Below are 12,004 nucleotides of genomic sequence, written 5' to 3'. Positions count from 1 at the left end.
AATTGTCTAACTTGTCTTGACTTTACTGACAATTGTTTTGCAGATTTAACGTATTAACTGTCGAGGGGATAGGCGGTAACTCACTCAAATCAAGATATGACAAATCAAGAGATGCTATGTTCGAATTGTAAGCTTCTTTAATTCGCTCCACGGCAATTGCTCTTTCTTCACCATTATTAAGCGACTTATTACCCCATTGTGCCAGTTGTTCACAAAAATTTCTGGAGATGGTTTCTTTGTTAGTTGATGCGTTATTAAATTGATAACTGGCATTATTTTTTACACAAGCTGTATTAATATTGGTCATAATCACTCATCAATAAATATTATAGTAAGATGTCCCCGGAGGGTATGGAATAATATTAATTCAGGTGAATGATCAGAAATATCAAAAATTGCTCATTTTTACTTAAGGAGTCATACAGCAGCACTTACATCAAAAACCAGCCCAGAAAAGGGCTGGTCAGGAGAGGATGTTAGAACTGATAGGTAATGCCCGTAGCGACGATGTTATCGGTGCGAATATCTACGGCACGGGTAAAGTCGCTTTCATCAATCAGGTTGATTTTATAATCAACATAGGTCGACATATTTTTGTTGAAGAAATACGTCGCACCAACGTCGATATACTCAATCATGTCCTGGTCGCCGTAGCGGCCCAGATCTTTGCCTTTCGATTTCAGGTAAGCGAGTGAGGGGCGCAAGCCGAAGTCGAATTGATATTGCGCCACCACTTCAAAACTTTGTGCTTTGTTAGAAATATAACCATCGCCATAGGTGGTCATGTTTAATGTTTCAGCGTAATTAGCTGCAAAGTAGATGTTGTTGGCATCATATTTTATACCTGTAGCCCACAGTTCTGCATTCTTACCGGAGGCATTGAGAGGATTAGCAGCGGCTCTTTCCTGCGCATTTGTCCGATCGGATTTGGTATATACCGCACCGATACCAAAGCCATCATAAACATAAGTTGAGGAGATACCGAAACCGTCACCGTTGGCACGCGTGTAGTCAGCACCATAAAGATGACTGTTGTCAGTACGTTCATTTTTGCCTTGATATTGCGCGGCAAAGTTCAGCCCTTCAATTAAGCCAAAGAAATCGTAGTTGCGATAGGTTGCCACACCGGTGGTACGGTATGTCATGAAGACATCTTTCTGACTCCAGGTATCGCCACCAAATTCTGGCAACATATCAGTCCATGAACCAATGTCATAGCCGACACCGTAGTTACGGCCATAGTCCAGAGAGCCAAATTCACTAATTTTTAAACCAGCATAGGCCAGACGGGTCTTGTTGCCGCGCGAGCCGTTGGCTTCATCGTTATAGCCTTTAAAATCATATTCCCAGTGACCAAAACCAATCATTTGATCATTGATTTGCGTTTCTCCTTTAAAGCCGAGACGGGCATAAGTTTTATCACCATCGTCACGCTTATCATCAGTAAAATAACGTAGAGCGGTAACCTTGCCATAAAGGTCGAGTTTATTACCATCCTTGTTATAGACTTCGGCAGCGTGTGCTACGTTCGCAGCTAACAAACCAGTTACAACCACCGCAACTATTTTTAATTTCATTTAACAGAATCCTTTTAATTATCGTTAAACGTATTTTCTAAACGAATTTTAAACGGCGTCATTTATAAACGACATACTGTTTTTAAATTAGAATGGTGATTAAAAACAATGAGAAAAATAGATGAAATAATATTATTTATCGATATGTGATCGAAGTCTAAATGAGATATAAGGTGAATTACTGGTATTTGAAATTTATTTTTTAATATTGTCGGAGTTTATCTGATTAATTGCCGGGCCGTAGACCCGGCAATTATTTTAGCCACGACGTGTCGCCAGCCAGCAGAGCAGGGAACCGCCGCAGACCATCAGCGCGCCTTGCCAGAACGAGAACGACAGCGGGGCGCTGAGCAGCACGGCTGCAAGCGCTGAGGAAAGTACGGGCGTAAAATACGAACCTACCGCCATAATGGTGACGTTGCCATGCAATATACCGACATTCCATGCAGCATAAGCAAATCCTAAGGTAAATGCCGCAGAGATGAGTTTAATTATGACGGGCATGCTAAATACCATTTCTGGTTGTGGCGTGAGAAAATAGTAAACCCACAGACTTGCTCCCGTTAGCAGGACAAAAACGGTAATTCCGTTAAATCCGCGTGCGTATTTATTCGTTACTGTGCAGTAGGCTGCCCAGATAAACGCACCAATGAACGCCAGGAAATAACTCAATGGGCTGGTGGTGATATTATTGATGATTTCATCATAATGTAACCCATTGTCACCGCCTAACACCCAGCAGACGCCGACGAGGGCTAATAATAATCCTGGTACAATCAGCCAGTTGGTTTTCTGACCATTAAACAGAATGGCAAAGAGAATTGTCAGGCTGGGCCACAGATAGTTCACCATACCCACTTCAATCGCCTGATGACGGGTCGCCGCATACCCTAAGGAAAGCGCCAGACAGATTTCATAGCTGACGAATAACAGACTCCCGGCGAGTAAATAGCCTTTCGGGATTTGCCGAATACGCGGAAATCCAACCGTGAAGATTAACAGCAGCCCGCTTAATGAATAGATAGCAGCTGCGCCACCGACCGGGCCGAGCCCCTCACTGACACCGCGAATCAATCCTACCATCGTGCTCCACAGGACGATCGCTATTAGCCCTATGAGCGTTGCTTTTTGTCGTGTCATGCTCGCTGTTTTGTCTCTCTTGCCGTTAAAAATTAAGCTGAATTTTATAGCATTTTTTTAACTGGCCTGTCAGGCAGTGGTGCGTTTTTCTACCGCTATTGAGGTAGGTCAATTTGCGCAGGCGGATTATTTTGTGGCAAACACGTGTTCTTTTTGATTTCGCGCAAAAAGATTCAGAATTTTACTGTTAGTTTCCTCGCGCAGTAATACCCCTGAAAAAAGAGGAAAGCAATGGACGTCAGTCGCAGACAATTTTTTAAAATCTGCGCGGGCGGTATGGCTGGAACAACAGTAGCGGCATTGGGCTTTGCCCCGAAGCAAGCACTGGCTCAGGCGCGAAACTACAAATTATTACGCGCTAAAGAGATCCGTAACACCTGCACATACTGTTCCGTAGGTTGCGGGCTATTGATGTATAGCCTGGGTGATGGCGCGAAAAACGCCAGAGAAGCGATTTATCACATTGAAGGTGACCCGGATCATCCGGTAAGCCGTGGTGCGCTGTGCCCGAAAGGGGCCGGTTTGCTGGATTACGTCAACAGCGAAAACCGTCTGCGCTACCCGGAATATCGTGCGCCAGGTTCTGACAAATGGCAGCGCATTAGCTGGGAAGAAGCATTCTCCCGTATTGCGAAGCTGATGAAAGCTGACCGTGACGCTAACTTTATTGAAAAGAACGAGCAGGGTGTAACGGTAAACCGTTGGCTTTCTACCGGTATGCTGTGTGCCTCCGGTGCCAGCAACGAAACCGGGATGCTGACCCAGAAATTTGCCCGCTCCCTCGGGATGCTGGCGGTAGACAACCAGGCGCGCGTCTGACACGGACCAACGGTAGCAAGTCTTGCTCCAACATTTGGTCGCGGTGCGATGACCAACCACTGGGTGGATATCAAAAACGCTAACGTCGTGATGGTGATGGGCGGTAACGCTGCTGAAGCGCATCCCGTCGGTTTCCGCTGGGCGATGGAAGCGAAAAACAACAACGATGCAACCTTGATCGTTGTCGATCCCCGTTTTACGCGTACCGCATCTGTGGCGGATATCTACGCGCCTATTCGTTCCGGTACGGACATTACGTTCCTGTCTGGCGTTTTGCGCTACCTGATCGAAAACAACAAAATCAACGCCGAATACGTTAAGCATTACACCAACGCCAGCCTGCTGGTGCGTGATGATTTTGCTTTCGAAGACGGTCTGTTCAGCGGCTACGACGCTGAAAAACGCCAGTACGATAAGTCGTCCTGGAACTATCAGTTCGATGAAAACGGCTATGCAAAACGCGATGAAACACTGACTCATCCGCGCTGTGTGTGGAACCTGCTGAAAGAGCACGTTTCCCGCTACACGCCGGACGTCGTTGAAAACATCTGCGGTACGCCAAAAGCCGACTTCCTGAAAGTGTGTGAAGTGCTGGCCTCCACCAGCGCACCGGATCGCACAACCACCTTCCTGTACGCGCTGGGCTGGACGCAGCACACCGTGGGAGCGCAGAACATCCGTACTATGGCGATGATCCAGTTGCTGCTCGGTAACATGGGTATGGCCGGTGGCGGCGTGAACGCATTGCGTGGTCACTCCAACATTCAGGGGCTGACTGACTTAGGCCTGCTCTCTACCAGCCTGCCAGGTTATCTGACGCTGCCGTCAGAAAAACAGGTTGATTTGCAGTCGTATCTGGAAGCGAACACGCCGAAAGCGACGCTGGCTGATCAGGTGAACTACTGGAGCAACTATCCGAAGTTCTTCGTTAGCCTGATGAAATCTTTCTATGGCGATGCCGCGCAGAAAGAGAACAACTGGGGCTATGACTGGCTGCCGAAGTGGGACCAGACCTACGACGTCATCAAGTATTTCAACATGATGGATGAAGGCAAAGTCACCGGTTATTTCTGCCAGGGCTTTAACCCGGTTGCGTCCTTCCCGGACAAAAACAAAGTGGTGAGCTGCCTGAGCAAGCTGAAGTACATGGTGGTTATCGATCCGCTGGTGACTGAAACCTCTACCTTCTGGCAGAACCACGGCGAGTCGAACGATGTCGATCCGGCGTCTATTCAGACTGAAGTATTCCGTCTGCCTTCGACCTGCTTTGCTGAAGAGGATGGTTCTATCGCTAACTCCGGTCGCTGGTTGCAGTGGCACTGGAAAGGTCAGGACGCGCCGGGCGAAGCGCGTAACGACGGCGAAATTCTGGCGGGTATCTACCATCATCTGCGCGAGTTGTACCAGGCCGAAGGTGGTAAAGGCGTAGAACCGCTGATGAAGATGAGCTGGAACTACAAGCAGCCGCACGAACCGCAATCTGACGAAGTAGCTAAAGAGAACAACGGCTATGCGCTGGAAGATCTCTATGATGCTAATGGCGTGCTGATTGCGAAGAAAGGTCAGTTGCTGAGTAGCTTTGCGCATCTGCGTGATGACGGTACAACCGCATCTTCTTGCTGGATCTACACCGGTAGCTGGACAGAGCAGGGCAACCAGATGGCTAACCGCGATAACTCCGACCCGTCTGGTCTGGGGAATACGCTGGGATGGGCCTGGGCGTGGCCGCTCAACCGTCGCGTGCTGTACAACCGTGCTTCGGCGGATATCAACGGTAAACCGTGGGATCCGAAACGGATGCTGATCCAGTGGAACGGCAGCAAGTGGACGGGTAACGATATTCCTGACTTCGGCAATGCCGCACCGGGTACGCCAACCGGGCCGTTTATCATGCAGCCGGAAGGGATGGGACGCCTGTTTGCCATCAACAAAATGGCGGAAGGTCCGTTCCCGGAACACTACGAGCCGATTGAAACGCCGCTGGGCACTAACCCGCTGCATCCGAACGTGGTGTCTAACCCGGTTGTTCGTCTGTATGAACAAGACGCACTGCGGATGGGTAAAAAAGAGCAGTTCCCGTATGTGGGTACGACCTATCGTCTGACCGAGCACTTCCACACCTGGACCAAGCACGCCTTGCTCAACGCAATTGCTCAGCCGGAACAGTTTGTGGAAATCAGCGAAACGCTGGCGGCGGCGAAAGGCATTAATAATGGCGATCGTGTCACTGTCTCCAGCAAGCGTGGATTTATCCGCGCGGTGGCTGTGGTAACGCGCCGTCTGAAGCCGCTGAATGTAAACGGTCAGCAGGTTGAAACGGTGGGTATTCCAATCCACTGGGGCTTTGAGGGTGTCGCGCGTAAAGGTTATATCGCTAACACTCTGACGCCGAATGTCGGTGATGCAAACTCGCAAACGCCGGAATATAAAGCGTTCTTAGTCAACATCGAGAAGGCGTAAGGGGGCGAACAGATGGCTATGGAAACGCAGGACATTATCAAAAGGTCCGCAACTAACTCCATCACGCCGCCTTCTCAGGTGCGTGATTACAAAGCAGAAGTCGCAAAACTTATCGACGTTTCCACCTGTATCGGCTGTAAAGCCTGTCAGGTGGCGTGTTCGGAGTGGAACGACATCCGTGATGAAGTGGGGCACTGCGTCGGGGTTTACGATAACCCCGCCGATCTGAGCGCCAAGTCCTGGACGGTGATGCGCTTTAGCGAAACCGAACAGAACGGCAAGCTGGAGTGGCTGATCCGTAAAGACGGCTGTATGCACTGTGAAGATCCAGGCTGCCTGAAGGCGTGCCCGTCTGCTGGTGCAATCATTCAGTACGCTAACGGGATTGTCGATTTCCAGTCGGAAAACTGCATCGGCTGTGGTTACTGCATTGCCGGGTGTCCGTTTAATATTCCGCGCCTCAACAAAGAGGATAACCGGGTATATAAATGCACGCTCTGCGTCGATCGCGTCAGCGTCGGCCAGGAACCGGCTTGTGTGAAAACCTGTCCGACCGGGGCTATCCACTTCGGCACCAAGAAGGAGATGCTGGAGCTGGCGGAACAGCGCGTGGCGAAACTGAAAGCGCGTGGTTACGAACATGCTGGCGTCTACAACCCGGAAGGGGTCGGTGGTACGCACGTTATGTACGTGCTGCATCACGCCGATCAGCCGGAGCTGTATCACGGTCTGCCGAAAGATCCGAAGATCGACACCTCGGTAAGCCTGTGGAAAGGCGCGTTGAAACCGCTGGCAGCGGCTGGCTTTATTGCCACTTTTGCAGGGTTGATTTTCCATTACATCGGTATTGGCCCGAATAAGGAAGTGGACGATGACGAGGAGGATCATCATGAGTAAGTCGAAAATGATTGTGCGCACCAAATTTATTGATCGCGCCTGTCACTGGACCGTGGTGATTTGCTTCTTCCTGGTGGCGCTGTCCGGGATTTCGTTCTTCTTCCCGACGCTGCAATGGCTGACGCAAACCTTCGGTACGCCGCAGATGGGACGTATTTTGCACCCATTCTTCGGCATTGCGATTTTCGTCGCACTGATGTTTATGTTTGTGCGTTTTGTGCATCACAACATCCCGGATAAGAAAGATATTCCGTGGCTGTTGAACATTGTCGAAGTATTAAAAGGCAATGAGCACAAAGTGGCGGATGTCGGTAAGTACAACGCCGGGCAAAAGATGATGTTCTGGTCGATCATGAGCATGATTTTCGTGCTGTTGGTGACCGGGGTGATTATCTGGCGTCCGTACTTTGCGCAGTACTTCCCGATGCAGGTTGTCCGTTATAGCCTGCTGATCCACGCGGCTGCCGGTATCATCCTGATCCACGCCATCCTGATCCATATGTATATGGCATTCTGGGTGAAAGGATCGATTAAAGGGATGATCGAAGGGAATGTGAGCCGTCTCTGGGCGAAGAAACACCATCCGCGCTGGTATCGTGAAATCGAGAAGGCAGAAGCGAAAAAAGAGAGTGAAGAAGGGATATAATCTCTATTGAACTTTAAGCTGAAAATGGCGCTGTAAGAAGCGCCATTTTCATATTGTAGACAACGTAGGCTTTGTTCATGCCGGATGCGGCGTGAACGCCTTATCCGGCCTACAAACCGTTCAAATCCAATAGATTGCAGTGAACATGTAGGCCTGATAAGCGTAGAGCATCAGGCAATGTTGCATTTGTCATCAGTTTCAAATGGCGCTTTATAAGGTGCCATTTTTTATTGCGTAACCAGACGGCGTAATCGCGACACATCCACCGTTTTTTCAGCCTCTGCCAGACTCCAGGCGTTTTGCAGATTCAGCCACATTTGCGGCGAACTGCCGATCACCACGGAAAGTTTAATTGCCATTTCTGGCGTCAAAGCTGCTTTTCCGGTCAGCAATCGGCTTGCCGTTGAGGGCGCAATTTCCATTGCTCTGGCAAACTCGCGCAGGCTGACATTAAGTTCGTCCAGTGATTCCTGAATAATGTCCCCCGGGCGGGGATGATTGGCCATTTTCATCAGTGATAGTCCTCGTAATCCAGTATGTATGCATCGCCATTGACGAATTCAAATGTGATTCGCCAGTTGCCCGAGACAGATATCGCCCAAATTCCATCGCGATCGCCGCTTAACGGGTGTAGTCGGTAACCGGGCATATCGATATCAGCAAGACAGCTTGCTGCATCAATCACAGCGAGTCGGTGGCGTAATCGTTTGACTTGCGTCGGTATAACGCCGGAGGTTTTGCCGAGAAGAAACAAGTCACGCAATCCCTTGTGTCTGAAATTCATTATCATCTCTTCATCCTTGTTCCCTCGAAAGGAACACTATCACTATTGTTCCGTGCAGCGCAACAAATTTCGCTACGTTTTCGCGAATTGTGAGGGGAAAGATGGCGGAGGAAAAGAAGAAGAATGAAATTGCGGAAAGCGTCTCGCAAAACAGGCTGCGACCCGAACATGGGAGTCGCAGCAAAGGCCTCTTAGCGACGGAAATCAATCACCATACGGGCACGGATTTTGCCTTCTTCCATCTCGGTAAAGATGGTGTTGATGTCCGCTAACGGACGCAGGGCGACTTTCGGCACCACTTTGCCTTCGGCCGCAAACTGGAAGGCTTCGGTTAGATCCTGGCGCGTGCCGACCAGCGAACCGACCACTTCAATACCATCCAGCACAAGGCGTGGGATGTCCAGGCTCATAGATTCCAGCGGTAGACCGACAGCCACAACACGACCGCCTGCACGGACAGCATCAACTGCCGAGTTAAACGCCGCTTTAGCTACCGCTGTCACCACCGCGGCGTGAGCGCCACCGGTTTTATCCTGCACAATTTTGGCGGCGTCTTCGGTGCGTGAGTTAATCGCTAAATCTGCGCCCATTTCGGTTGCCAGTTTTAACTGCTCATCATTGACATCAATGGCGATCACTTTCGCGTTAAAGACATTCTTCGCGTATTGCAGGGCGAGGTTACCCAGACCGCCAAGACCGTAGATAGCAATCCACTGACCGGGACGAATTTTTGACAGTTTAACGGCTTTGTAGGTGGTGACCCCCGCACAGGTAATGCTGCTGGCCGCCGCCGAGTCCAGACCATCTGGCACTTTTACCGCGTAATCGGCGACCACGATGCACTCTTCCGCCATCCCGCCATCAACGCTGTATCCGGCATTTTTAACTGAACGGCAGAGCGTTTCGTTACCACTGTTACAGTATTCGCAATGACTGCATCCTTCGTAAAACCACGCCACGCTGGCACGATCGCCTGGTTTTAATGAAGTAACACCAGGGCCAACTTCTGCCACCACACCGATGCCTTCATGGCCCAGAATTACGCCAGTTTTGTCACCAAAATCGCCATTCTTAACATGAAGATCGGTATGACATACACCACAACACTCCATTTTCAGCAGGGCTTCGCCATGTTTCAGTGAGCGCAGTGTTTTATCCGTAACGTCAACATGATGATCCTTCGTAACAACTGCAGCCTTCATAGTTCCTCCTTTTCGGATGATGTTCTGCATAGCAGGTGAGGCAAATGAGATTTATTCGCCACTACCCAGTATGGATGAGATCTGAAAAAGGGAGAGGGAAATAGCCCGGTAGCCTTCACTACCGGGCGCAGGCTTAGATGGAGGTACGGCGGTAGTCGCGGTATTCGGCTTGCCAGAAATTATCGTCAATGGCTTGTTGCAAAGCTTCGGCAGACGTTTTCACCGCCACGCCTTGCTGCTGCGCCATTTTGCCAACCGCAAACGCAATTGCGCGGGAGACTTTCTGAATATCTTTTAGTTCCGGTAGTACCAGACCTTCGCCGTTCAGCACCAATGGTGAATACTGCGCCAGCGTCTCACTTGCCGACATCAGCATCTCATCGGTGATACGTGACGCGCCGGAAGCAATAACACCCAGCCCGATGCCTGGGAAAATAAAGGCGTTGTTACACTGGGCGATAGGGTAGATTTTATCTTTCCATACCACTGGATTAAACGGGCTGCCCGTGGCGACCAGCGCGTTACCTTCGGTCCAGGCGATAATGTCCTGCGGTGTGGCTTCCACGCGTGACGTCGGGTTAGACAGTGGCATCACGATCGGACGCGGACAGTGTTTATGCATCTCACGGATGATCTCTTCCGTAAACAGCCCGGTCTGTCCTGAGACGCCAATCAGAATATCTGGTTTTACATTGCGCACCACATCCAGCAGTGACAACACATCGCTGTCGGTATCCCAGTCACTGAGGTTTTCGCGCTTCTGCACCAGTTTGGTCTGGAAAGGCAGCAGGTTCGGCATCTTGTCGGTCAGCAAGCCAAAGCGATCGACCATAAAGACTTTCTGCCGCGCCGCTTCCTCGCTTAATCCTTCGCGCTGGGTCTGGGCGATGATCATTTCGGCAATGCCGCATCCCGCTGAACCTGCGCCAAGGAAGACGATTTTTTTCTCGCTTAACTGACCACCTGCCGCGCGGCTTGCTGCGATCAGGGTGCCGACTGTTACCGCCGCAGTGCCCTGAATGTCATCGTTAAAGGAACAAATTTCATTGCGATAGCGGTTAAGTAACGGCATCGCATTTTTTTGTGCGAAGTCTTCAAACTGCAACAGCACGTCCGGCCAGCGTTGTTTCACAGCCTGGATAAATTCATCAACGAATTCATAGTATTCGTCGTCAGTGATACGCGGATTACGCCAGCCCATATACAGCGGATCGTTAAGCAGCTGTTGGTTGTTGGTGCCGACATCCAGCACCACCGGAAGGGTATACGCCGGGCTGATGCCGCCACAGGCGGTATAGAGCGACAGTTTACCGATCGGAATGCCCATCCCGCCGATGCCCTGGTCACCAAGCCCCAGAATACGTTCACCGTCAGTCACCACAATCACTTTAATATTATGGTTCGGCACGTTTTGCAGAATATCGTCCATATTGTGGCGGTTCTGGTAAGAGATAAACACGCCGCGTGAACGGCGGTAGATCTCAGAAAAACGCTCACAGGCTGCGCCGACGGTTGGGGTATAAATAACAGGCATCATCTCATCAAGATGATTGTTTACCAGACGGTAGAAGAGGGTTTCGTTGGTGTCCTGGATGTTACGCAGGTAGATGTGTTTGTCGATTTCGGTTTTGAATCCCTGATACTGGATCCATGCTCGTTCCGCTTGTTCTTCGATGGTTTCGACCACTTCCGGCAGTAACCCCAGCAGGTTGAAGTTACGGCGTTCTTCCATGCTGAAGGCACTGCCTTTATTCAACAACGGAAATTCCAGCAGTACAGGGCCAGCGTAAGGGATATAAAGCGAACGCTGTTTTTTTGTTTTTGGTTCCATGTCACTCACTCTTTTTTGAATATCCATCCCTGGGGGCTTTTATCGTCTTTGCTTTACCGCCAGGGCGTCGGCCCCAAGTATAAAGCAGATAAAAACAAAAACACCATTGCGCAGGCAATGGTGTTTAATCGTCATTGAGGACTGATGGTTATGAATTACTTTTCAGCGGGGCGTTTTCTGCCGGTTGGGTTATTTACCACGCTAGATTTGTCACCTTCGGTAACTATTTTGCGCTGGTTAGATATTTTATGGTCCAGTCCAAGAATATGACGTGCCTGACGGTTCGATTTCATTTTAACTCCTCAATCCTGTTGCTAGTTTTAAGGACAACATCGCCGTAGCGAAGAAACACGTGCTAAACCCCTAAATTAGGTTGCCGATCAAGCATAGCACCTTAAAGCGTAGGGTGCTGGCCACTGACCACATAATTGATCGTTTGCTGGTAGATATCACTGAGGATGTCGTTATCAGAAGCTTCCACCCATTTGGTCAGCTCCATGAGAATGTCATCTTCAGTGACAACACCGTGCTCTGCCCGAAGGCCTTGCTCAATGGCATTAACCAGAGCGGGTTCTGGGTAATGACTCCAACTTATTGATAGTGTTTTATGTTCAGATAATGCCCGATGACTTTGTCATGCAGCTCCAC

The 12,004-nt window shown here is 49.9% G+C and carries 12 protein-coding genes and 1 pseudogene; 3 read left to right on the top strand and 10 right to left on the bottom strand.

Going from position 1 to position 12,004, the window contains the following annotated elements:
• Positions 1-28 precede the first annotated feature (28 nt).
• From OQV04_RS20920 to yddG, 3 genes and pseudogenes are all read right to left on the bottom strand, one after another.
• Positions 29-313, bottom strand: a pseudogene (locus tag OQV04_RS20920) (leucine-rich repeat domain-containing protein); the annotation flags it as partial.
• Positions 314-476: 163 nt separating this feature from the next.
• Entirely contained in the window at positions 477-1,577 is a 1,101-nt protein-coding gene (gene ompC, locus OQV04_RS20915) for a porin OmpC (protein ID WP_000768395.1), read from the bottom strand.
• A gap of 258 nt (positions 1,578-1,835) precedes the next feature.
• Positions 1,836-2,717, bottom strand: a complete 882-nt coding sequence (yddG, locus tag OQV04_RS20910; RefSeq protein WP_071999235.1) for an aromatic amino acid efflux DMT transporter YddG — start codon at positions 2,715-2,717, stop codon at positions 1,836-1,838.
• Between the two features lie 231 nt (positions 2,718-2,948).
• Here yddG and fdnG point away from each other — a divergent pair, with 231 nt between their 5' ends.
• Genes fdnG through fdnI form a run of 3 tightly spaced genes read left to right on the top strand, consistent with a single transcriptional unit; the run spans position 2,949 to position 7,539 of the window.
• Entirely contained in the window at positions 2,949-5,996 is a 3,048-nt protein-coding gene (gene fdnG / locus OQV04_RS20905; RefSeq protein WP_012767733.1) for a formate dehydrogenase-N subunit alpha, read from the top strand.
• A gap of 12 nt (positions 5,997-6,008) precedes the next feature.
• The gene (fdnH, locus tag OQV04_RS20900; RefSeq protein ID WP_001240582.1) at positions 6,009-6,893 is read left to right on the top strand and encodes a formate dehydrogenase N subunit beta; all 885 of its coding nucleotides are present in this window, start codon (positions 6,009-6,011) and stop codon (positions 6,891-6,893) included.
• A complete protein-coding gene (fdnI, locus tag OQV04_RS20895) occupies positions 6,886-7,539 on the top strand; it encodes a formate dehydrogenase-N subunit gamma (protein ID WP_032280861.1) in 654 nt (217 codons plus the stop codon). The genes fdnH and fdnI overlap by 8 nt, the downstream gene beginning before the upstream one ends.
• A 227-nt stretch (positions 7,540-7,766) precedes the next feature.
• Here fdnI and OQV04_RS20890 read toward each other — a convergent pair whose 3' ends face one another.
• From OQV04_RS20890 to OQV04_RS25235, 7 genes are all read right to left on the bottom strand, one after another.
• Complete coding sequence (locus OQV04_RS20890) at positions 7,767-8,051, bottom strand: HigA family addiction module antitoxin (RefSeq protein WP_000781370.1); 285 nt, start codon at positions 8,049-8,051, stop codon at positions 7,767-7,769.
• Positions 8,051-8,329 carry a type II toxin-antitoxin system RelE/ParE family toxin gene (locus tag OQV04_RS20885; RefSeq protein ID WP_000605676.1) on the bottom strand — a complete coding sequence of 93 codons (279 nt, stop codon included), beginning with the start codon at positions 8,327-8,329 and terminating at the stop codon, positions 8,051-8,053. Before OQV04_RS20885 ends, OQV04_RS20890 begins: the two co-directional genes overlap by 1 nt.
• A gap of 185 nt (positions 8,330-8,514) precedes the next feature.
• Positions 8,515-9,525, bottom strand: coding sequence for an alcohol dehydrogenase AdhP (adhP, locus tag OQV04_RS20880; protein WP_274446655.1), 1,011 nt, complete (start codon positions 9,523-9,525; stop codon positions 8,515-8,517).
• 133 nt (positions 9,526-9,658) lie between these two features.
• Complete coding sequence (gene maeA / locus OQV04_RS20875) at positions 9,659-11,356, bottom strand: malate dehydrogenase (protein WP_000433464.1); 1,698 nt, start codon at positions 11,354-11,356, stop codon at positions 9,659-9,661.
• Positions 11,357-11,511: 155 nt separating this feature from the next.
• The gene (gene sra, locus OQV04_RS20870; RefSeq protein ID WP_000841554.1) at positions 11,512-11,649 is read right to left on the bottom strand and encodes a stationary-phase-induced ribosome-associated protein; all 138 of its coding nucleotides are present in this window, start codon (positions 11,647-11,649) and stop codon (positions 11,512-11,514) included.
• 101 nt (positions 11,650-11,750) lie between these two features.
• Complete coding sequence (gene bdm / locus OQV04_RS20865; protein WP_097334545.1) at positions 11,751-11,951, bottom strand: biofilm-dependent modulation protein; 201 nt, start codon at positions 11,949-11,951, stop codon at positions 11,751-11,753.
• On the bottom strand, positions 11,948-12,004 hold the full coding sequence (locus OQV04_RS25235; protein ID WP_003032489.1) for an IS1 family transposase: 57 nt from the start codon (positions 12,002-12,004) through the stop codon (positions 11,948-11,950). Before OQV04_RS25235 ends, bdm begins: the two co-directional genes overlap by 4 nt.

Origin of the sequence: Escherichia sp. Lx600-2 (genome assembly GCF_036662595.1) — a bacterium.
In the GTDB taxonomy this organism is placed as follows: Bacteria; Pseudomonadota; Gammaproteobacteria; order Enterobacterales; family Enterobacteriaceae; genus Escherichia; species Escherichia coli.
The sequence above is the reverse complement of the archived record's forward strand: the minus strand, read 5'-3'. Positions and strand labels throughout refer to the sequence as shown.

Bases quoted from the DNA above. Each gene is read 5' to 3' on its own strand.
- ompC (WP_000768395.1), bottom strand. From the start codon at position 1,577: ATGAAATTAAAAATAGTTGCGGTGGTTGTAACTGGTTTGTTAGCTGCG.
- yddG (WP_071999235.1), bottom strand. From the start codon at position 2,717: ATGACACGACAAAAAGCAACGCTCATAGGGCTAATAGCGATCGTCCTG.
- fdnH (WP_001240582.1), top strand. From the start codon at position 6,009: ATGGCTATGGAAACGCAGGACATTATCAAAAGGTCCGCAACTAACTCC.
- fdnI (WP_032280861.1), top strand. From the start codon at position 6,886: ATGAGTAAGTCGAAAATGATTGTGCGCACCAAATTTATTGATCGCGCC.
- OQV04_RS20890 (WP_000781370.1), bottom strand. From the start codon at position 8,051: ATGAAAATGGCCAATCATCCCCGCCCGGGGGACATTATTCAGGAATCA.
- OQV04_RS20885 (WP_000605676.1), bottom strand. From the start codon at position 8,329: ATGATAATGAATTTCAGACACAAGGGATTGCGTGACTTGTTTCTTCTC.
- adhP (WP_274446655.1), bottom strand. From the start codon at position 9,525: ATGAAGGCTGCAGTTGTTACGAAGGATCATCATGTTGACGTTACGGAT.
- maeA (WP_000433464.1), bottom strand. From the start codon at position 11,356: ATGGAACCAAAAACAAAAAAACAGCGTTCGCTTTATATCCCTTACGCT.
- sra (WP_000841554.1), bottom strand. From the start codon at position 11,649: ATGAAATCGAACCGTCAGGCACGTCATATTCTTGGACTGGACCATAAA.